Annotated in this window: 21 protein-coding genes; 9 read left to right on the forward strand and 12 right to left on the reverse strand. The window is 71.5% G+C overall.

Translation table 11 applies throughout. The annotated features are described in order from the left end of the window. The first annotated feature begins 52 nt into the window (after positions 1 to 52). A complete protein-coding gene (locus tag ACFXIV_RS14655; protein WP_379381389.1) occupies positions 53 to 835 on the forward strand; it encodes an ABC transporter permease in 783 nt (260 codons plus the stop codon). A gap of 163 nt (positions 836 to 998) precedes the next feature. Here the strand turns inward: ACFXIV_RS14655 and ACFXIV_RS14660 are convergent, their stop codons facing one another. Beyond that, a complete protein-coding gene (locus ACFXIV_RS14660; RefSeq protein ID WP_379396508.1) occupies positions 999 to 1,334 on the reverse strand; it encodes an RNA polymerase-binding protein RbpA in 336 nt (111 codons plus the stop codon). Between the two features lie 195 nt (positions 1,335 to 1,529). Between ACFXIV_RS14660 and ACFXIV_RS14665 the strand changes: the two genes are divergently transcribed. Then, the gene (locus ACFXIV_RS14665) at positions 1,530 to 1,856 is read left to right on the forward strand and encodes a hypothetical protein (protein ID WP_040857932.1); all 327 of its coding nucleotides are present in this window, start codon (positions 1,530 to 1,532) and stop codon (positions 1,854 to 1,856) included. Here ACFXIV_RS14665 and ACFXIV_RS14670 read toward each other — a convergent pair. Together ACFXIV_RS14670 and ACFXIV_RS14675 are read right to left on the reverse strand one after the other, a co-directional pair. Continuing rightward, positions 1,807 to 2,865: a hypothetical protein gene (locus tag ACFXIV_RS14670; RefSeq protein WP_379396509.1), complete on the reverse strand. Its 1,059-nt coding sequence runs from the start codon at positions 2,863 to 2,865 to the stop codon at positions 1,807 to 1,809. The two genes, ACFXIV_RS14665 and ACFXIV_RS14670, sit on opposite strands and share 50 nt — an antisense overlap. Before the next feature lie 184 nt (positions 2,866 to 3,049). Continuing rightward, complete coding sequence (locus ACFXIV_RS14675) at positions 3,050 to 3,733, reverse strand: M23 family metallopeptidase (RefSeq protein WP_379396511.1); 684 nt, start codon at positions 3,731 to 3,733, stop codon at positions 3,050 to 3,052. A 183-nt stretch (positions 3,734 to 3,916) separates the two neighbouring features. Here ACFXIV_RS14675 and ACFXIV_RS14680 point away from each other — a divergent pair, with 183 nt between their 5' ends. Beyond that, positions 3,917 to 4,243 (forward strand): ArsR/SmtB family transcription factor, encoded by a 327-nt coding sequence (locus ACFXIV_RS14680; RefSeq protein ID WP_379396513.1) that lies wholly within the window; start codon positions 3,917 to 3,919, stop codon positions 4,241 to 4,243. 145 nt (positions 4,244 to 4,388) lie between these two features. Then, positions 4,389 to 5,318 carry a DMT family transporter gene (locus ACFXIV_RS14685; protein WP_379396515.1) on the forward strand — a complete coding sequence of 310 codons (930 nt, stop codon included), beginning with the start codon at positions 4,389 to 4,391 and terminating at the stop codon, positions 5,316 to 5,318. A 60-nt stretch (positions 5,319 to 5,378) separates the two neighbouring features. On the opposite strand, the gene ACFXIV_RS14690 is transcribed toward ACFXIV_RS14685, so the two are convergent. Beyond that, complete coding sequence (locus ACFXIV_RS14690) at positions 5,379 to 6,362, reverse strand: glycosyltransferase family 9 protein (protein WP_379396517.1); 984 nt, start codon at positions 6,360 to 6,362, stop codon at positions 5,379 to 5,381. A gap of 189 nt (positions 6,363 to 6,551) precedes the next feature. Here ACFXIV_RS14690 and ACFXIV_RS14695 point away from each other — a divergent pair, with 189 nt between their 5' ends. Continuing rightward, positions 6,552 to 6,902: a hypothetical protein gene (locus ACFXIV_RS14695; protein ID WP_379380628.1), complete on the forward strand. Its 351-nt coding sequence runs from the start codon at positions 6,552 to 6,554 to the stop codon at positions 6,900 to 6,902. A gap of 114 nt (positions 6,903 to 7,016) precedes the next feature. Here the strand turns inward: ACFXIV_RS14695 and ACFXIV_RS14700 are convergent, their stop codons facing one another. Together ACFXIV_RS14700 and ACFXIV_RS14705 are read right to left on the reverse strand one after the other, a co-directional pair. Continuing rightward, positions 7,017 to 7,703, reverse strand: a complete 687-nt coding sequence (locus ACFXIV_RS14700) for an SGNH/GDSL hydrolase family protein (RefSeq protein WP_379396519.1) — start codon at positions 7,701 to 7,703, stop codon at positions 7,017 to 7,019. After that, positions 7,700 to 9,160 (reverse strand): MFS transporter, encoded by a 1,461-nt coding sequence (locus ACFXIV_RS14705; RefSeq protein ID WP_379396521.1) that lies wholly within the window; start codon positions 9,158 to 9,160, stop codon positions 7,700 to 7,702. Before ACFXIV_RS14705 ends, ACFXIV_RS14700 begins: the two co-directional genes overlap by 4 nt. Positions 9,161 to 9,282: 122 nt before the next feature. Here ACFXIV_RS14705 and ACFXIV_RS14710 point away from each other — a divergent pair, with 122 nt between their 5' ends. Further along, positions 9,283 to 9,912, forward strand: a complete 630-nt coding sequence (locus tag ACFXIV_RS14710; protein ID WP_379396523.1) for a TetR/AcrR family transcriptional regulator — start codon at positions 9,283 to 9,285, stop codon at positions 9,910 to 9,912. 159 nt (positions 9,913 to 10,071) lie between these two features. Here ACFXIV_RS14710 and ACFXIV_RS14715 read toward each other — a convergent pair whose 3' ends face one another. The 4 genes from ACFXIV_RS14715 to ACFXIV_RS14730 all read right to left on the reverse strand — a co-directional run bounded on the left by ACFXIV_RS14715 (position 10,072) and on the right by ACFXIV_RS14730 (position 12,948). Next, positions 10,072 to 10,407 carry a YnfA family protein gene (locus tag ACFXIV_RS14715; RefSeq protein ID WP_356996771.1) on the reverse strand — a complete coding sequence of 112 codons (336 nt, stop codon included), beginning with the start codon at positions 10,405 to 10,407 and terminating at the stop codon, positions 10,072 to 10,074. Positions 10,408 to 10,477: 70 nt separating this feature from the next. Further along, a complete protein-coding gene (locus ACFXIV_RS14720; RefSeq protein WP_379396525.1) occupies positions 10,478 to 11,719 on the reverse strand; it encodes a Dyp-type peroxidase in 1,242 nt (413 codons plus the stop codon). Next, positions 11,712 to 12,272 carry a copper chaperone PCu(A)C gene (locus tag ACFXIV_RS14725; RefSeq protein WP_379397165.1) on the reverse strand — a complete coding sequence of 187 codons (561 nt, stop codon included), beginning with the start codon at positions 12,270 to 12,272 and terminating at the stop codon, positions 11,712 to 11,714. The genes ACFXIV_RS14720 and ACFXIV_RS14725 overlap by 8 nt, the downstream gene beginning before the upstream one ends. Positions 12,273 to 12,396: 124 nt before the next feature. Continuing rightward, a complete protein-coding gene (locus ACFXIV_RS14730; RefSeq protein ID WP_379396527.1) occupies positions 12,397 to 12,948 on the reverse strand; it encodes a hypothetical protein in 552 nt (183 codons plus the stop codon). Positions 12,949 to 13,067: 119 nt separating this feature from the next. Between ACFXIV_RS14730 and ACFXIV_RS14735 the strand changes: the two genes are divergently transcribed. The 3 genes from ACFXIV_RS14735 (at position 13,068) to ACFXIV_RS14745 (ending at position 16,995) form a co-directional block, all read left to right on the forward strand. Beyond that, on the forward strand, positions 13,068 to 13,745 hold the full coding sequence (locus ACFXIV_RS14735; protein ID WP_379380639.1) for a response regulator: 678 nt from the start codon (positions 13,068 to 13,070) through the stop codon (positions 13,743 to 13,745). Positions 13,746 to 13,782: 37 nt separating this feature from the next. After that, on the forward strand, positions 13,783 to 14,811 hold the full coding sequence (locus ACFXIV_RS14740) for an ATP-binding protein (RefSeq protein ID WP_379396529.1): 1,029 nt from the start codon (positions 13,783 to 13,785) through the stop codon (positions 14,809 to 14,811). Between the two features lie 546 nt (positions 14,812 to 15,357). Beyond that, positions 15,358 to 16,995, forward strand: a complete 1,638-nt coding sequence (locus tag ACFXIV_RS14745; protein ID WP_379396531.1) for a DUF4153 domain-containing protein — start codon at positions 15,358 to 15,360, stop codon at positions 16,993 to 16,995. On the opposite strand, the gene ACFXIV_RS14750 is transcribed toward ACFXIV_RS14745, so the two are convergent. Together ACFXIV_RS14750 and ACFXIV_RS14755 are read right to left on the reverse strand one after the other, a co-directional pair. Next, the gene (locus tag ACFXIV_RS14750; RefSeq protein WP_379396533.1) at positions 16,996 to 18,204 is read right to left on the reverse strand and encodes a hypothetical protein; all 1,209 of its coding nucleotides are present in this window, start codon (positions 18,202 to 18,204) and stop codon (positions 16,996 to 16,998) included. Positions 18,205 to 18,490: 286 nt separating this feature from the next. After that, a complete protein-coding gene (locus tag ACFXIV_RS14755) occupies positions 18,491 to 19,411 on the reverse strand; it encodes a TIGR03619 family F420-dependent LLM class oxidoreductase (RefSeq protein WP_379421264.1) in 921 nt (306 codons plus the stop codon). Between the last annotated feature and the right edge of the window lie 17 nt (positions 19,412 to 19,428).

A 19,428-nucleotide genomic window follows, 5' to 3' on the forward strand; every position in this document is an offset into this window, starting at 1 on the left:
GGAGGAACAGGGCCGCCCCCGCATCGAGGGACCCCTCATGCTGCTACCCCGGGTGGTGCGCGACTCGGCGATCGTGGCCTACCGCAACCTGCTGACCATCCTGCGGGTGCCCACCCTGCTGGTGACGGCCACCATCCAGCCGCTGATGTTCGTGTTCCTGTTCGCCTACATCTTCGGCGCGTCCCTGGGCGGCAGCCAGTACCGGGAGTTCCTGCTCGCCGGAATCTTCACGCAGACAGTCGCTTTCAATGCCGCGTTCACCACCGTCGGCCTGGCCAACGACCTGCACAAGGGCATCATCGACCGGATGCGCACGCTGCCCATGTCGCGGCTGGCGGTGCTGATGGGCCGCACCCTGTCGGACCTGGTGGTCAACATTCTGGCGCTGGCGGTCATGGTGGTCTGCGGGTACGTCGTCGGCTGGCGGATCAACGGGTCGATCATCGACGCGGTGCTGGCGTTCGGGGTGATCCTGCTGTTCGCGTTCGCCATGTCGTGGGTCGGGGCGATCACCGGGCTCATGTCGCCCAGCGTCGAGGTGGCCCAGAGTGCCGGTCTCATCTGGCTGTTCCCGCTGACCTTCATCTCCTCGGCATTCATCTCCGGGGAGACGCTGCCCGGCCCGCTGCGCACCGTCGCCGCGTGGAATCCGATCACCGCGGTGTCGGCGGCCGGGCGCAAGCTCTTCGACAACGGCTCCCCGCCGTCGTTCAAACCGGCCACCGGCTGGCCCGCCGACCATTGCGTCGAATACTCCGTCTACTGTTCGCTGGCCATCCTGGCCATCTCGGTGCCGATCGCCCTGCTGCAGTACCGGAAGGTGGCCAGCCACTGAGCCGGCGCGGGCAGCGCGCCGACCGCTCCCTCTTCGACGCCACCCACGGCAGTGCCTGCCGCCAATCTCCTTGCCGCCTACTACGGCTCGCCGGGCTGACCCCAGGCACGGGAAGGGCCCCGCACCGGTGTGGTGCGGGGCCCTTCCCGTTTTGTCGCTGTGCTCAGCCGCGGCGGCGGGTCTTGAGCAGGTCCATGCGCTCCTGCAGGAGCTCTTCGAGCTCCTCCTTGCTGCGACGCTCCAGCAGCATGTCCCAGTGGGTGCGGGGCGGCTTGACCTTCTTGGGCTCCTGAGTGGTGCCCTCGAGCAGGATGCCCTCCTGGCCGTTGCGGCACAGCCAGGTCGGCGGGATTTCGGCGTCGTCGGCGAAGGGAACGTCGAATTCCTCGCCGTTGTCGGTGCGGTACCGCGCCATCCGACGCGGCGCCAGGTCGTGGTCGCGGTCGGTCTCGTAGCTCACCGCTCCGAGCCGAGACCCCCGGAGTACGCGATCTGCCATGAGTGCGGTCCCTTCTCGCCTGTCGGCAATGTTCTACATCAGTGTTTCTGCAGCTGCGCTACCTACTGTCAACGCAGCCGCGCACGTGTCGGTTCCCGTGGGAGAACCCTGCCATCCTACTCGTCCGGCGCGCCCACTCCGTCGCGGCGTGCCCTTCCGCCCGGTCGCGGCCGCAAACCGCTAATGTGACGGACCATGTCTCGACGCGTGCTGTCCTGCTGCCAATGGTGCGGGCGGGAGATCGCCGAATCGGAGATCGGACGCCGCCGGCGGTACTGCCGGCAATCGTGTCGCCAGCGGGCGTACGAACATCGAAACAGCGTGAAGGGCACCGGCATTCCCGAGGATTCGGTGGTGCTCAGTGCCCAGGAGGTCTCGGACCTGTCCGATCGCTGGTTCGCCGCCCGCTGCGCCGCCGAGGACGTGGCCACAGCGGTCGCGGAGGGCGCCGAGATGATCGAACTCGCCGATCTCACCGCGACATTGGTGGCGTTGACGCGCGAGGCGGAACGGCTGCGCTGACCGCGGCGTGGCGGCCGGCGGGCAGGGCGCGCACGCTCAGTGCGTAGACGATGCCGATGCCGAGCGCGGTGACGGCGGCGACAAGGCCGAGGGCGGTGAGGGTTTCACCGTCGGGCCGGGTCACCGGCTGCCCGCGCAGCGCCTGCCACATCAGCAGCGCCACCAGAGCGGTGTAACCGAGCGCCAGCACCCCGATCAGCCGGGTGCGGGTGCGGTCGGTGCGCAGCCATGCCACCGCAGGGGCGAGGCGGGCCAGCACGATGGCCGCCACGATGAGCAGCTGAATGCCGTGCAGACCCGCGAAATGCGCGATCCGCATGTCGCCGCCCGCGGTGCTCCAGTGCGTGATCGGCATGCCCTCGACACCATCGCGGACGGCGGGCTGCCCGCTGACGAAGGTGTGTCCCGCGCCCAGCCGGACCGGGTGCCCGTAGGCGTCGGTGGTCTGCTGCTCGCCGCTGAAGCCCATGGTGTAGCCCAGCGCCATGCCGAACACCGCGATGCCCAGGCCCGTGCGGATGGCCAGCGAGGTGGGCCGGTCGGTGACGCGCTGCCACGAAAGGGTCACCGCGATCACCAGATTCGCGAGGAACAGCCCGGGCACGCCGGTCATGAACACCCCCTGGCCGATGGTGTTGACCGCGTCGTGCTGGGTGTTGAAGTGGCTGAAGGTGCCGCGCGCGGCCTGCACCACCACGAATCCGACGTCCACGATGGCGGTGGTGGCGAAGACGGCGCCCATCCACCAGGTCAGCCGCTGCCCGCGGTGCGGGAACGACACCAGCCAGGCCAGGGTGCCGCAGTAGAGGACCATGGCGACGGCGAACTTGAGCGGTTTGAGCCACACCGATTCGCCCAGCAGCATGCGGTCGTCGAAGGCCATGGCGCCCAGGGAGAACACCGCCAGGGCCGCCATGGCCGCGGTGGTGACGAGCAGGGGGCGGTGCAGCCGGCGAGCGGGGACGGCGGGGGTGAACGGCGCGAGCGGCGGACGATCGAGCGTGGTCATGACGGTGACGCTAGGTCCGTGTGGCCGCCCGCCACGTCCCCCGGCGGTGGGGTCGGCCCGTAGTACCCGGGTATGAGAACAGCCCCGGCGGTATGAGCCGGGGCTGTTCTGCGAGGGCTGCGAACGCCGTTGTCGCGCAACCGATCCGTGCACCCTGCAGCGGGCGCCCGGATGAGCGGTGGGGTCAGTCGACGGGGATGCCGACATCCATGCCGCGCCCGGCCAGGTAGGGCAGCGGGTCGACGGGCGCGCCGCCGCCGGTGTGCACCTCGTAGTGCAGGTGCGGTCCGGTGGAGTAGCCGCGGCTGCCGACGGTGGCGAGTACGTCGCCGGCGCGCAACTGCTGGCCCACCTGGACCAGGATGTCCTGCATGTGGCCGTAGACGCCGATGGTGCCGTCGTCCTGCAGCACCCGCACCCAGAGACCGAACCCGGAGGCGGGGCCCGCGTCGATGACGGTGCCGTCGGTGACGGCGTGGATCGGCGCGCCGAAGCCCTCGCCGAAGTCGATACCGGCGTGCATGGCGCCCCAGCGGATGCCGAAGCCGGAGGTGAGCGGACCGGCGACCGGGCGCACGGTCCTGGGGCGGGCCTGCTCGGCGTGCAGGCCGTCGAGGAAGTCGAGCACCGGCTGCGGCACCACCTGCGGCTTCTGCGCTTCGCGCGGGGTGAAGGCGGTGAAGGTGCCGTCGATCTGGGCGGCGTTTGCCACGGAGTCGCCCGTGAGCTCGTGTGTGGCGTGCGGGTCGGTGGCGGCCGGCGCGGTCAGGGTGGCGCCGACGACGGCGGTGACGGCTGCGGCACGGGTCGCGACCGAGCGGTACCGGCAGGTTCCATGCAGACGAGATAACGGAACGGTTACGGGCATTGATCGACCGTACGAGAACCCGGATGTCGTTCAGAAGCCGGGTTGCGACCGTCACAGTGCGCCAAAAGTCCAGTTCGCGTATTACGAGACGATAACGACACGCGGGTAATGCGTGGATGACGTCGGCCTCCGGGGTTTGCCGGCGAATTGACCCCGGGAGGGCGGTGCGGGCACTCTGCTTAAGTGGTCGCTAATGGAGTGCGGGTGTTGAGCGCGCTCGCCGACGGTACTCGCCGAGCGGTGTTCGAAGCCCTTCCGCAGGGCCCGAAATCGGTGGGCGAACTCGCCGAGGCCCTGGGCGTCACCAGTTCGGCAATCTCCCAGCATCTGAAGGTGCTGCGTGAGGCGCGCCTGGTGATGATGCGGCCGCAGGGCAACCGCCGTCTCTACTCCCTGGACCCGCGCGGGCTGGCCGATGCGCGTGACTATCTCGAACAGTTCTGGCCCAGCGCCCTGGCCGCCTACTCCGCGGCCTTGTCCAGCGCGCAGACCGAACCCCCCTCCTCGTAGCGGGCAGGCTGGACGCGGCCGGAACAGGCCGGGGTCGCACGAGTAGACGCGAGGCTGCGGGAGCGGACCGGAGTCGGGAGCAGTCAGCAGGGCGCGTACGGCTGGATCGCCGAGGCCCCGGGCGAGCGGGCGTTACGGTGGCGGGGTGGGTACGTCCGTCGTTGTCGAGAGTCCGCGCCGGACAGTGCTACCCGGCTGGTCGGTGCCGCTGATCTTCATCGCGGGCGGCGTCTCGCAGTATCTCGGCGCGGCGATCGGCGTTCATCTGTTCGGCACGGTCGAACCCGCGACGGTGGCCTGGCTGCGTGCGGCGGCCGCGGGTGTCGCCCTGCTGGCGTGGCGGCGGCCCTGGCACGGGCGCTGGACGCGCCGCTCGATCGGGGTGGCCGCCGGGTTCGGCGTGGTGACCCTGGGCATGAATATCGCCTTCTACGAGGCGATCGCGCGGATCCCGCTCGGCACGGCGGTCGCCATCGAATTCCTGGGACCGGTCGCGGTGGCCACTCTCGGGTCGCGCCGTCCCCGCGATCTCCTCGCGGTCGCCCTGGTGGTCGCCGGTGTCTTCCTGCTGGCGGGCGTCTCCTCGGATGCCCGGCCGGCCGGTGTCGCGTTCGCCTTGCTGGCGGCCGCGCTGTGGGCGGGCTACATCCTGCTGGGCAAGCGGGTCGCCGACGCGGGTTCGGGCCTGGACGCCCTGGCCGTCGGTATGGCCGCCGCCGCGCTCCTGCTGGCCCCGATCCTGGTGACGCGCCAATGTGTGCTCGCCCCAGCCGCTTTCGCGGACCCGGGCACCTGGCTGCTGGGCGTGGGTGTCGGCGCGCTGTCCAGTGCCGTCCCCTACGCCCTCGACCAGGTGGTCCTGCGCACGGTCGGCCGTGCCCGTTTTGCCTTGCTGCTGGCGCTGCTCCCGGCCACCGCGGCGGTCATCGGCGCGGTCGCGCTGGCCCAGCGGCCCGCTGTCCCCGAACTCGCGGGCATCGCGCTGGTGATGGCGGCGCTGACTCTCAGTGCGACACAACGCAATAGCCGTCCGCGGTTGCGCGCGAGCGCGTGGCCGTCCGAATCGCGGGAATGACCGCGGGCGCGATCTCAGCGGGTTCGCCGGGCGAAGCCCCGCAGAGTCCGAAGGCGGGATTCACCCCACCCGCCGGAAGGTCTGCTGGGTGCGGCGGTCCAATCCGGTGCCGGGCCAGGGGCGTTTGCGCAGTTGCTTGTCGACGGCGTTGACGACCTCGGGCACCCCGATTTTCAGCAGCCCCGGGTCGATGTCGCCGGCGTCCGGGTCGCCGGTCTGCCCGGCCCAGAGCACGGCGTGGCGGCCGAGCAGGTGCGGGGGCGGGCCGCTGCGGCTGGGCGGGTTGGGGCCGAATAGCAGCACGGTGCGGGTGCCGAAGGCGGTGGCCAGGTGGGCGACGCCGGTGTCGCCGCACACCACGAGGGCGGCTTCGGCGACGGTGGCGGCCAGTTCGATGAGGTTCTGCTGGCCCGCGAGGACTCGCGCCGATGAGAGTCCTGCGCGGGTGGCGACGCCGAGCGCGGTCTCGCGTTCGGATTCGTCACCGGTCACTACGACATCGCGATCCTGTACCAGCAGATGCCGGACCACGGCGGCGAACCGGTCGGCCGGCCAGCGCCGGGCGGTCGCGCCGGCCCCGATGTGCACGACCACGGCGTTGCGGTGGCTGGTGCTGGCCACCGGCGGCACCAGGCCGAGGTTGCGGCGGTCGGCGGCGATGCCGTCGAATTCGAGCAGATGGCACCAGCGGTCCACGTCGTGCATCTCGGGCTGCCATTCCGGGCCGGGCAGCTCGGGGAAGGCCGGATTGCGGTAGGTGAGAATGCGTTCGGGCTTGGTGCGGGAGAGTTCGGCGATGCCCTCGGCGCCGTCGAGGTTGACGGCCAGGGCCGGTGACTCGCCGTCCCAGCGCAGTCCGACGGTGTCGTAGACCGGGACCATTTCGTCGACGGAGGCGATGAGGTCGACGATGGGTTTCAGGCGATGGGGTGCTGCCAGTGCGATGTGGTCGCCGGGCCGGGCCCGGCGCAGGGCGCGCAGCGCGGGAACGGCGGTGAGCAGATCACCCAATCCGCGTGCTCGCAGCACTAGTACAACCGCCACCTGAATTCTCCTAGCCGGCCACGCTGCCCACGAAGCTGTGGTCCGCCACCGGACGTGCGGGGACCATTGCGTGAGGACTACCCGGCCCGCGCGGGGGTGAAACCCTGGGGACCGGTCCGCACGATGGCGGAAAACCGCTGTTACTACCGGCTGTCGTTGTCGCGGGTGGATGGATTACCGTGTGCAGTCATGACGGTCGTCTACAACCTCATGGTCACGGCTCATCTGCTCGGTATGGCGGCGGTGGTCGGCGGGTATGTCGCCTCCCAGCCGCGGGTGTCGGAGCTGATGGTGTGGGGCGCGCGTGTGCAGATCCTCACCGGGGTGATCCTGCTCGGCATGGCCGAGTCGATCCATTCGCTGGGCAAGGACCCCGATATGGCGAAGATGATCACCAAACTCGTGGTGGCGGTGCTGGTTGCGGCCTTCGCCGAGATGGGTCGCGCGGACGCCAAGCGCGGCAAGGAGGTGGCGTGGATGACCCATGCGGCCGGCGGGCTGGCGATCCTGAACGTCTTCATCGCGGCGCTGTGGAAGTGAGCGGGCGCGAAACCGTGAGCGCGACAACCGCATAGCGTTTTCCTGCGTGAAAGGTGATGCCGCACAGGGTGCACGAGTGCACCGTGTGCGGCATCGGGCGTTTCCGGGCCGGGTTCAGGGGTGCCGGACCAGCTCGGGCGGGAGTTCGCGGGTGGTGTGGCGGGCCAGGTTCTCGGCGATCTCGGCGGCGACCACCGCGTGCCCTGCCATGGTCAGGTGGATGAGATCGGCCGAGAGCCAGTCCGGGCGCAGTCGTGCGGGGTGGTCCCAGAATTCGGTGAGGATGGCGTCGTGGCGCTCGGCGACGCGGCGCACGGCGTCGGCGAATCCGGCGAACAGCGGGCGCAGGGGAGCCGTGCGCCCGGTGAAGGAGTCGGCCAGGGTGAACAGGGACAGCCGCGCGCCGGTGGCGGCCACCCGGGTGCACAGCTCGTCGAGGGCGGCCTCCACATCGGGCAGCCGGGCATTGTGCAGGAACAGGTCGTTGCCGCCGCAGGTGACGTGCACCAGGTCCGGGCGGAATGCCTCGAGCGCGGGCAGTTGCCCGGCGGTGACGTCGGCGATGACCGCGCCCAGGACGCCGGTGTTGAGGTAGTCGGTGCTCGGGTGGGCGGCGAGCAGCCAGCGCGCCACGCGGTCGGCCCAGGGCACGGTGTCGTAGCCGGGCCAGGGGTCGCCGGTGCCGGCGGCGGTGGAGTCGCCGATGACGGCGAACCGCCGGAACGGCACGTCGCGCAGGATTGCGGCGGCTGCCGGATCGGAGAGGGTGAACGGATCGGTGGCTTCGGTGCGGGCGGTCATGGCTGGGGCTCCTCGGCTCGGATCGGCAGGGCGGCGAGAACGGCTGCGGCGACGGCGATTCCGGCGCAGACGGCGAACAGGGTGTGGAAGGCGGTGAGCGGCTGGGCCGGGTGGGCGGCGAACACCGCGGCGAGCACGGCCACCCCGAGCGCGCCGCCGGATTGGCGGGCGGTGAGGTTCATGCCGACCCCGGCCGCGAACCGGTGCGGCGGCAGCGAGCGTGCGGCGGCGGTGCCGAGCACGGTGATGAGCAGGCCGATGCCGCCGCCACCGAGCAGTCCGGCCGGCACCCACGCCGTCCACAGTGCCGGGGTGGCGTCCCAGCTGCCGGTGCTCATGTAGAGGGTGGACGCGGCGAACATGACGGCGCCGAGCACGCCCAGCCACCGCTGCCACGGCACCGGCGCGCGCCCGGCCGGCACCGCGGTGGCCATGGAGGCGATCGCGCCGACGGTCATGGCGGCCGCCGACTGCAGCACCGAGTAGTGCCACATGGTGTCCAGCCACAGTGGTCCGGCCAGCAGCCACGCGAACATGGTCGCGCCGAAGACGAAGGCGACGGCATTGACCAGCGCGTAGTAGTGGCTGCGCCACAGCCCGACCGCGATGGCGGGGCGCGGATGCGTCCACGACCGCCACAGTGCCAGGCCCAGCAGTGCGAGCCCGCCGAGACCGGTGAGCAGGGTTTGCCGAGCGCCCCAACCCCATTGCTGTCCCTGGGTGACCGCGGCGACGACCGCGCCGATGCCGAGTCCGGTGGCTACGGTGCCGATCGGATCGGGCAGCCCCTGCGCGTGCCGCTGATCGCCGCGCGTCAGCCGCAGCCCGGTGGCGATGAGCAGTGCCGCGATCGGCACGTTGATGACGAAGACCGAACGCCAGCCGAACCAGTCGACCAGCGCGCCGCCCACGGCCGGGCCGACGGTGGCGGCGAATCCACCGGCCGCGGTCCAGGCGGCCATCGCGACGCCGATGCGGGCCGGCGGGGTGACGCTCAGGACCAGGCCGAGTCCGGCCGGGATGAGGAAGGCCGCGGTCGCGCCCTGCAGGAAGCGGCCGGCGATGAGCCAGTCCGCCCCCGGCGCGAGCGCGCACAGCATCGAGGTGAGCGCGAATCCGGCCAGGGCGGTGAGGAATACGCGCCCGCGGCCGAGGGCGTCGGCGAGCTGTCCGGCGGGGGTGAGCAGGGCGGCGAAGGCGACGGCGTAACCGCTCACCACCCAGGTCAGGGTGGTGGCGGCGGTGCCGGGGTAGTCGCGGGTGATGGCGGGGAAGGCGATGTTGACCACGGACAGGTCCAGGAAGGACACGAACGCCGCACCGGAGGCGACGAGCAGCGCGAGGCGGGCCGGGCGGTCGGAGGACGGTGTGGCCGAGGAGGATCGGCCGGCGCGAGCTTCGGTGCTCGGCGGGGAGGTATCGGGTGCTGCGGGCTGACGCCGGCTGATGTCGGTCATGACGGGCTCTCCACGGAACGGGTGTCGGAGCGGGATCAAAACAGTACGCACGATCGTTCGTATTTCTGAAAAGTACGACCGATCGTGCGTAAAAGCAACAGTGTTGGTGCGAAGATGAAGAGGTGGATGAACCGGTGCAGCCTTCCGAGCAGGAGATTTCCGATCAGCGGCGGCTCAAGGGGGCGCGTGCCCGCGCGACCATCGCCCGTCACGCCGCCGATGTGGCCTCGGTCGAGGGCTTGACCGGGCTGAGTCTGGGCCGGCTCGCCGGGGATCTGGGGGTCAGCAAGTCGGGGGTGGCGACATTGTTCGGCACCAAGGAGAACCTGCAGCTGGCCGCGGTGCAGTCGGCGCGCGAGGTGTTCATCGAGCACGTCGTCCGCCCCGCCCTGAGCGTGGACCGTGGCATGCCGCGACTGCGGGCGATCATCGACCACTGGTTCGACTACGTGGGTGAGCCGCTGCTGCCCGGCGGCTGCTTCCGGGGAGCGAGCGTGCCCGAGTTCGACAGCCGCCCAGGCCCGGTGCGCGACGCCCTGGCGGCCGACCGCGACGACTGGTTCGCGGTGCTGGAGAAGGAGATCGGCCGCGCTCAGGAGCAGGGCTACCTGGCCGGGCTGGACCCGCACGCCGTCGCGTTCCAGTTGGATGCGGTGGTGGCGGCGGCGAATACGGCCGCGCGGATGGGTGACGACACCGCGCTGCCCACCGCGCGCGCGATCATCGACGGCCTGCTCGGGGCCGGCCGCTGACCATCGCCGTGACCGGCGGGAATGTGTAATCCGTTCGCGCCCGGCAATTCTGCATCGACTGCACGTCGGCGAGATCCGGGGGTGGCATGCGTGAATGCAGTTCGGGCGCAGCTGGTTTCACGTGGAGCAATGCCGCCGCGTGTCTCGCACCCGCATGTCTCACGCCGAGCGTGGCGCGTACATGATGAGCCCGACCCCGGCCAGGCACACCAGTGCGCCGATCACGTCCCAGCGGTCGGGCCGGAAGCCGTCCAGCGCCATGCCCCACAGCAGCGACCCCGCCACGAAGACGCCACCGTAGGCGGCGAGGATGCGCCCGAAGTGGGCGTCGGGCTGCAGGGTGGCGACGAACCCGTAGCAGCCGAGCGCCACCACGCCCGCCCCCATCCACAGCCAGCCGCGGTGCTCGCGCACTCCCTGCCAGATCAGCCACGCGCCACCGATTTCGGCGACGGCGGCCAGCCCGAAGAGCACGATCGATCGCAAGACGGTCATGGCAGCCCACCCTAGAGTCCGCGGCCGGTGTCCGGTCGGACCGCCCCGTGTGCGGTCCGACCGGTCCGGATCATCGTTGGGTGTCGGCGCGGTCGAACAGCTGCTGTCCGAGGTAGCCGCCCGGGCCGGGCACGCCGGGCGGGACGGCGAAGACCGCCGAGCCGACCGGTGTGGTCCATTGGTTGAGGGCGTCGAAGTCGGCCAGTCGCTGCTGCACCGGCAGGTACTGGGCGTCGATGTCGCGCTGGAAGGACGCGAACAGCAGGCCCGAGTTGGAGACGTGCCCGGGGGCGGGCGCGTCGTCGTAGTTGTAGCCGCGGCGCAGGAACCGCTCCCCGTCGTGGGCGTGGTGGGCGCGGGCGATGTGGGAGGACGGCGGGATCTTCGGGATGCCGTACTGGTCCACGGCCGCGAAGTCGGGTTCGTCGAATTCCCGGGTGCCCGACAGCGGCGCCCCGTGCTCGACGGTGCGGCCGACGGTGATGGCGCGCCCGTCGGCGTCGAGTTCGTCCCAGGTCTCGAGGTTCATCGCGATGCGCCGCAACACCATCGAGGTGCCCCCGGCCAGCCACGGCCGCACCGATCCGTCGTCCCACACGAGGCGATCGAAATCGGTTGTGCCGGGGGCGATGTTGACCGTGCCGTCCACCGAGCCCATGAGATTGCGCATGGTCCGGCCGCGGGCGGCATTGCGGAACCCGCGCTGCACCCATTTCACCGTGACCAGCGATTTCACATGCTTGGACAGCACCCGCACCGCGTGCGAGACCGTGGTGGCCTCGTCGGCGCAGATCTGCAGCAGCAGATCACCGCCGCACCAGGCGGCGTCGAGCTTGTCGATGCCGAAGGGCGGCAACGGTTTCAGCCAGTGCGGCCGCTGATCCTCGAGTCCGGCGATGGTGAACAACCGCGGCCCGAATCCGACGGTGGCGGTGAGCCGGGCGGGCCGGGCGGCCAGTTCGGGTTCGGTGTCGGCGAGCGCCGGTCTGCCCTGGGTCAGGCGCGAGGCGTCGTCGGTCCAGATCTTCAGCAGCCCGATGATGTCCTCGCGCTGTGCACCCGCCACCAGGTCGAAGGCGACGAAGGCCGCGTGCAGCGGTGGATCGGTCGCGATGCCCGCCTGATGCGGCCCGTGGAAGGCGACCGTGTCCAGTCCGGGATCGCGATCGTGGTCGCGGTGGGTGAGTGTGGCCGCGCCCCAGCCGACGCCTGCGGAGCCGGCAACTGTCACCGCGGCGCCCGCCACGGCGGCGCCGCCGCCGAGCAGTCGCCGCCGGGACAGGCGGGGGTGCGGTTGCGGCCGGTCAGCCACCGTGGGCGGCGTTGTCGCCGGAGGGCTGGTAGTTCTCCTTGCCGCCCGCGAAGTCGCGCACCTGCGCGGTGACGGTGGTGCTGGAGCCGTCGGAGAAGGTGAGCGTGATGGGGGTGTCCGCGCCGGTCCGCAGCGGGGCCTTCAACCCCATGAACATGAGGTGGTCGCCGCCGGGCTTCAGGGTCGCGCTGCCGTGGGCGGGGATGACGATGCCACCGGCCTTGGGCCGCATGGTCTTCTCTCCGGCCGCGTCGGGGACGATCTCGTGGATCTCCACGGTGGCCGAGGCCGGGCTGGTGGCCGCGACCAGGTTGATCGGCTGGTCGGAGGTGTTGGAGAGGGTGCCGAAGGCGGCGGACATGCCGCTGTCGGCGGCCTTGATCCACTGATCGGTCATGGTGATCCGGTCGGCGGCCTTGCCGGTGGCGTCCGAGGAGGTCTGCGACGAGGAGCAGGCGACGGGCAGCAACGCCAGGGTCGCGACGGCGGCGGCCGCGCCGACCCGGCGCGCGAATCCGCCGGTGCGCAGGCGGAAGCTGTGGCAGGAGGGCATCTGGGACATGGGAAATGGACTCCGTGTGTCAGGGGGAAGGGAGGTCACCCCGGACCGGTTCACGGCGACACCCGTTCGGCGCAGGCCTGATTCGGCCACTGCGCGGGGAGGAAGCGTCGCGGATCTATGCCGGAGCGAGGTGTGGGAACGGTGCGCCGGCCCGGGGTGGGCCACGACGCCCGATCCCCGGACTGACGAGCAGGCGACGCGCCTCGGCGCGATCGTCGGCGCGGCACGGGCGTAGGCGCGGCGCGGGCGGCCGCAGGATCGAACCCAGTGCGAGGATGAATCGCCGCACGCTGGTGACGGCCCGGCGCATGCCGGCCTCGGCGGCGCGAATCGCGAGTGCGCCCACCGGAATTGCGACCAGGTGGGCCAGCAGCATCGACGGCGAGGAGCTGTGATGGTGGTGGCCCGGCGACATCGACAGTGCCGCATGGCCGATGGACTGCCCGGCCGCCAACATGGCCATGGTTCCGGCGATCCCGTAGCGGGGGCGCAGGGTCGCCACCACGACCCCGATCAGCGTGCACGCCGCGAACAGCAGGGCGAGCGCGGAACCGTCGAGCAGGGGCGCGCCGCCGCCGAGTCCGTGCGCGAGAATCGCCACCGCGCCGGAGGATGCGCCGACGGCAGCGCCGCGCAGGCGCGCGGTGTGATCCGTCGTTGAGCGCACCCGGCCATGCTACGACGTCGTGTCGCAGACGATGCTTCCAGGTGGTATGACCGGCGTCTCCACAGGATCTTCACAATCGACGCGAACCATCTCCACGGCGGTTGCCTAATGTCACCTGCATGGAAACCAGTGCGCGCCGGATCCTCGTCGTCGAGGACGAGCCGACCATCGCGGAATCCCTCGCCGCCCGCCTGCGCGCCGAGGGGTACGCGGTCGACATCGCGCACGACGGACCGGCGGCCGTGGCGGCCGACGCGGCCGGGGACCCGGATCTGGTGGTGCTGGACGTGATGCTGCCCGGCTTCGACGGACTCGAGGTCTGCCGCCGCATCCAGGCCCGCCGGCCGGTGCCGGTGCTCATGCTGACCGCCCGCACCGACGAAACCGACATGCTCGTCGGCCTCGGGGTCGGCGCGGACGACTATCTGACGAAACCGTTCTCGATGCGCGTGCTCACCGCCCGCGTGCACGCCCTGCTGCGCCGCGTGGACCGCACCGCCGCCCCGGTCGCCGCCATCGTGGTCGGTGATCTGCGCATCGACACCGATCAGCGGCGGGTGTGGCGCGGCGACGCCGAAACCCAGCTCACCCCACTGGAATTCGAGCTGCTGGTGCACCTGGCCCGCCGGCCGCGCACCGTGCTGGCCCGGGAGCGGCTGCTCAGCGAGGTGTGGGGCTGGGCGGACGCCTCGGGCACCCGCGCCGTCGACAGTCACGTCAAGGCGTTGCGCCGCAAGCTCGGCGCGGACCTGATCCGCACCGTGCACGGCGTGGGGTACGCGCTGGAGGCTCGATGAACGGCGGTGGGCGCGGATCGGCGGGGGAGCGGTGAGCATGCGAGAGTGGTTGCGGGCGGCCGGGAATCGGGCGGCGGGGTGGATGCCGCGGCCGCTGGACCGGGTGCGGTCGATCAAACTGAAGCTGGCCATCCTCATGGTCGGGTCCGGGGCGGTGGCGTTCGGGTTCTTCGCCTCACGCATCGGATGGCTGCCGCCGCGCACCACCATCGCGGCCACACTGCTCGCGCTGCTCCTCTCACAGGTACTCGCCCACGGCATGACCCTGCCGCTGCGGGAGATGACCGCCGCCGCCAAACGCATGGCGCAGGGGGATTATTCGCGGCGGGTGCGCGCCACCTCCCGGGACGAGGTGGGGCAGCTGGCGGCGGCGTTCAATCAGATGGCCGCCGATCTGGCCGCCGCCGATCAGCAGCGGCGCGAGTTCATCGCCAATGTGTCGCACGAACTGCGCACCCCCATCACGGCGCTCGGCGCGGTGCTGGAGAACCTGGTCGACGGTGTGGCCGAACCGGATCCGGCGACCCTGCGCACCGCGCTCGCCCAGACCGAGCGGCTGAGCCTGCTGGTGTCGGAGCTGCTGGCGCTGTCGAGCGTCGAGGCCGGTGCGGTGGCGCTGGACCGCGAACCCGTCGCCGTGGAGCCGCTGCTGAAAGAGGTTGTGGCCGAAGCGGAGGTGATGGCGGCCGCGGTCGACCGTCCCGTCCGCTTCACCATCGTCGCCGCCCCCGATCTCACCGTGCACGCCGATCGCGCCCGCCTGCACCAGGTCCTGCTCAACCTGCTCGACAACGCCACCCGCCACGGACCCGCCGGCGGTGAGGTCCGCATCCACGCCCACGCCGACCGCACCGGCACCGTCATCGATGTCGCCGACGACGGCCCCGGCATCCCGATCGCCGACCGTGCCCGCGTCTTCGAACGCTTCACCCGCGGCGGCCGCGCCACCGGCGGCGGCACCGGCCTCGGCCTGGCCATCGCCCGCTGGATCGTCGACCTGCACGGCGGCACCATCGCCGTTGCCGACCCCGGCTCCCGCATCCGCATCACCCTCCCCGCTTCCTGACCTCACCCCATCCGCAACCCGCAGCGCCCCGCGCTCCCGGGTCGCTCCCGCACACCCATCGGAGGCCTTGCCATGCCCGAAAACCCTTCCGCCGCACCCTCTCCGGACGACCACCCGCCCGCACCCGCAGCACCTGAACGCACAACGAGCGAACCGCCGACACCTGGTTCGGAACCGCGCGAACCCGAAGAACTCCAACCCGGGCCAGGAAGTACCGGCCCGAGAGGCTCCGAATGGGCACGGCCCGGAGCGCCGCAGCCAGAGCGGGTAGCGCCCGAACCGTGGACAACCGGAGCGGCGACCCCTGATGCGGCGGGCCCTGCTGTGGCGACTCCCGACATGGCGAGCGCTGATGGGACGGCCCCTGTGATCGCGACCCTCGGGCGGTGGTCCGCCCCCGCACCGCCGGCAGTCCCGACCGTTCCCGGCCGGCAGTGGCCCGTGCCCGCCCCGCCCGCACAACGGGCCGGTTCGTCGACAGTGCGCCCGGGCACCACGAATTCTGTTCCACCCCAGCTGATTCCGCCCCGCTCGGCGCGGGTGCCCGTGCCGAGCGGGTTGCCGGCCGCCATCGTCGCGGCGGGAGGTGCCGGGGCGATCCTGGTGCCCGTCGACCGTCCCGGTGTCGGATGGCTGCTCGCGGGCCTGGTGATCACGGGCGCGGTGTACGCGGTCGACCGGTCGGCCCGGCGGACGGTTTCGAGCGAGCAGGGCGTTGTCTCGGCGGCGCGTGACGCGGATGCAGCGGTCGCCGCTGCTTCCGGGACTGCGCTCGCTGCACAGCCCCCTTCCGCGCCGCCCGCGTCCAGCATCGCCACCCGCCGTCCCGCTGATGTCGGCCCAGTTGCTGATCCCTCCGGCACCGGTCCCGGTGGGCCCGTGGACGGTGCCGGGACCGGCAGTGCGGGCCAGGTGCGTCCCGGTGGATCGGGGCGGACGGGCCGGGTGTCGTGGGATCGGATCTGGTGGGCCGGGGTGGCGCTGGCGCTGCTGGGGGTGGGTGTGTTCCGCGCTGCCCCTTGGCTTTTCGTGCTCTGTGTGCTCGGGGCCGCGATGGCCGGGTCCTTGGCGGTGGTGCGGCGGTCGGTGTACGGGCTGTGGTTCGACCTGCCTGCGGTGCCGTTCGCGGGACTGAATTCGCTGCCGTGGCTGTATCGGGCGGTGACGCGGGCGCGTGGCCGCTTCGGGAAGGGTTCGCAGCGGGTGTGGTGGTCGGCGGCGGTGACCGCCGCGCTGCTGGTGATGGTGGTGCCGCTGCTGGCGGGCGCGGACGCGGTGTTCGCCGGGCTGGTGGACGGGCTGATGCCGCGCATCGATGTGCCTGCGGTGGTGCGGTGGGGTTTCGTGTTCGTGGTGGTCGGGTCGGGGACGGCCGGGGCCCTGTATCTGCTGGCGGGGCCGCCGCCGGTGGCCGACGATGCGGGGCCGGGCCGGGGGATGGATCCGCTGGGTTGGCTGGGGGTGCGCAGGTTCTCGCCGATCGAGTGGGGAATTCCGGTGGGCGCGTTGACGATCGTGTTCGCGGCGTTCGTGGGTACGCAGGTGGTGGTGCTGTTCGGCGGGGACGGGTATGTGCAGCGCACGGCCGGGCTGACGTATGCCGAGTACGCGCGCTCCGGGTTCTGGCAGCTGTCGATCGTGAGCATGCTGACCCTCGCGGTGATCGGGATCGTGCTGCGGCACGCGCTGCAGGACACGGTGATCGAGCGACGCTGGTTGCGGGGCGCGGTCACGGTGGTGATCGGGTTGTCGCTGGTGATCGTGGCGTCCGCGCTGCATCGCATGTGGACCTATCAGCAGGCGTACGGGTTCACGGTGATGCGGCTGCTCGTGGAGGTGTTCGAAGGCTGGATCGCGCTCGTCTACCTGCTGCTGCCGGCGAGCCTGGTGCGGTTGCGGCGCGGCTGGGTGCCGCGCGCGGCGGTCGGCGCCGCGCTCGCGACATTGCTGGCGCTGGCGGCGGCGAACCCGGAACGGTTCGTCGCCGAACGCAATGTGGAGCGCTGGCAGGCGGGCAAGTCCCTCGACACCGGGTATCTGAGCACCCTGTCGCCGGATGTGCTGCCGGTGGCCGACCGGCTGCCCGACGCCGAGCGCGCGGCCATTGCGGACGTCATTCGCGCACGCCTGTCCGGTGATTCGTGGCAGGGCTGGAACTATGCGCGCGCCACCGCCCGCCGGTGATCAGGAGCCGAAGCCGACCGGGGTCCAGGTGCGGCCCGCGTCCTGGGTGGCGAGCATCGTGGTGGCCAGGTGCTTGGATCCGGTCTGGGTCATGATCACGAAACCGGTTGTCTCGGTGACGAAATGGCCCGAGCTCTCGCGCCAGCCCTGGGCGGGTGCGCGGTAGGTCGTCGTCCAGGTTGCGCCGCCGTCGGCCGAGGTGAGCAGGTGGTCGTCGAGAGCCGCGACCAGATGGGTGGGGTCGGCCGGGATGAGCGCGGCAGCTGCGGACAGCGTCGGCGACAGCTGCCCGGTCTCGGTGAAGGTGGCACCGCCGTCGGTGGAGGTCATGAGCGTGGTGGTGGTGCCGCCGTCGGAGTACGGGCCGAATCGGCCGCACAGGGCGACGAGCCGCTTTTCGGAGAAGGGGTGCCAGGCGGCGGGACCATTGCCGCCGCAGGGCAGTTTCCACGGTGTCCACGTGCCGTCGACCGATCGGGCACCGTCCGCACCCCGGTTGGTGACGACCATCCAGGCCCGGCTGCCGAGAACGGTGACAGCGGCCGAGGGGTCCGGGCCGCCACTGCCGGGTACCGGGACCTCGGTGGGACCGGTCCACGCATCGCGGGTGAGGGGGCTGGTGAACAGCACGGTCCGTTCACCGGGTTGCACGGTGGCGATGTACACGCTGTCGTCGGAGATCGTGAACGACCAGGCGTTCACGACCGGATCGATGTCGAGATCGATCTCGCGCCAGGTCTTTCCGCCGTCGTGGGTGGCGAACAGCTTGTCGCCGGCCCGGATCCAGCCATTGCGGGCATCGGCGAACTTCAGCCAGTGGCCCTTGGACCCGGGATCGCGCAGCGGGGCCGGGAGCGGGGCCTGCTGCCACGTCTGCCCACCGTCGGTGGTGTGCTGCAGCGCCAGGCAGGGCTCGCTCGCGCACGGATAGGTCCGGCCCAGCACCCAGCCTTCGTCGGCGGAGATGAAGGTGATCGAATCGGGTTGGAAGCCGACCGGATCCGGCGCCGCGGCCTCGGTGACGGTCGGCGTCATGGCAGGCCCGGTGGTCGGGGCCGCTGTCGCGGGGGCCGTCGTCGTGTCCGTCGTCGCCGAGTCCGGGCCGCTCTCACCGGTTTTGATGGTGAGCGCCGCGACCACCCCCGCCGCCAGGACCGGTACTCCGACTCCGACGACTCCGGCCAGCACGACCGGATTCCGCAACCCCACCGGCCCGGACTCCCTTCAGCACATCACCGGGGCCTTGTTCCGGGCGGTCACCCGGCGGCCCTGCGGCACAACGGGATCGAGTATGCCCGGTGGCCGCCCGATTTGCCCACCCGGCTCGGGTTTCGCCCACCCGGCTCGAATCGCCGGCGCGCTGGGCGGCCTGCGGGCAGCGATATCGCCGATGAGCTGGTAGGCGACCGGCGCGTCCGGCCGTGCTGAGCGGATGGCGGCGCGCCGCTGCCGGAGGGCGGCGCGGATGGGTGGCGGGCCGGACCGCGCAGCCGGTTCAGCCGCGCAGCCGGGCCAGCAGCTGCAGGGCGGCGTCGAGCATGCCGTCGAGGGAGTCGGTGACATAGAGCAGATCGACGAAGAAGTCGTCGAATCCGGTGTCCGCGGCGACCCTCTCGATAGTCGCGGCGACCAGTTCGAGGTCGGTGCCCGCGGCGACGTTCACCCGCAGCACGGTGCCGATGTCCTTCGGATCGCGGCCCGCGGCGACCGCGGCCTCGTCGATGACGCCGCGCAGCTTCAACAGCTGCTGACCCCAGGCGGGCGGGCTCGGCACCGGCACCACGGGCAGCCAGCCATCGGCGCGGCGGCCGATGCGGGCCAGACCGGCCGGACTGAACGCGCCCAGATAGATCGGCGGCCGCGGCCACTGCACCGGCTTGAGCTCACTGCGATGCTCGGGCACCAACACGTAGCGGCCGCGATACCCGGCAGGGTCGGTGGTCCAGATGGCTTCCAGCGCATCGAGGGTCTCGTCCAGCCGGGCGCCGCGATGGGTGAAGGGGACCCCGGCGGCCTCGTACTCCTCCGGCGACCACCCGATGCCGAAGCCGGGAATCAGCCGGCCGTTGCTGACCACGTCGACCGTGGTCAGCGCGCGAGCCAGCTGCGCGGGCCGATACAGCGGCGCGATCAGCACATTCGCGCCGAGGGCGACCCGCTCGGTCACCGCGGCCGCGATCCCGAGCAGCAGCAGCGGGTCGAGCACCGAGTTGAACTCGTCGGGAATGGTGTCCTTGCCCGCGTAACCGACCTTCGGATTGGTGGCGGCGATGAGCCGCTCACCCACCCAGAGACTGTCGGCCCCCGCCTGCTCCAGCGCGGTCGCATAATGCGCCACCCGCGCGCCCTCGCGGGCCTGTGAACCATGCTGAGGAAGAGCGAACCCGATTTTCACCCTTCCGGTGATACCAGACACGCGATCGTGCGCGGCCC

Origin of the sequence: Nocardia sp. NPDC059236 (assembly GCF_042754085.1) — a bacterium.
Classification (GTDB): domain Bacteria; phylum Actinomycetota; class Actinomycetes; order Mycobacteriales; family Mycobacteriaceae; genus Nocardia.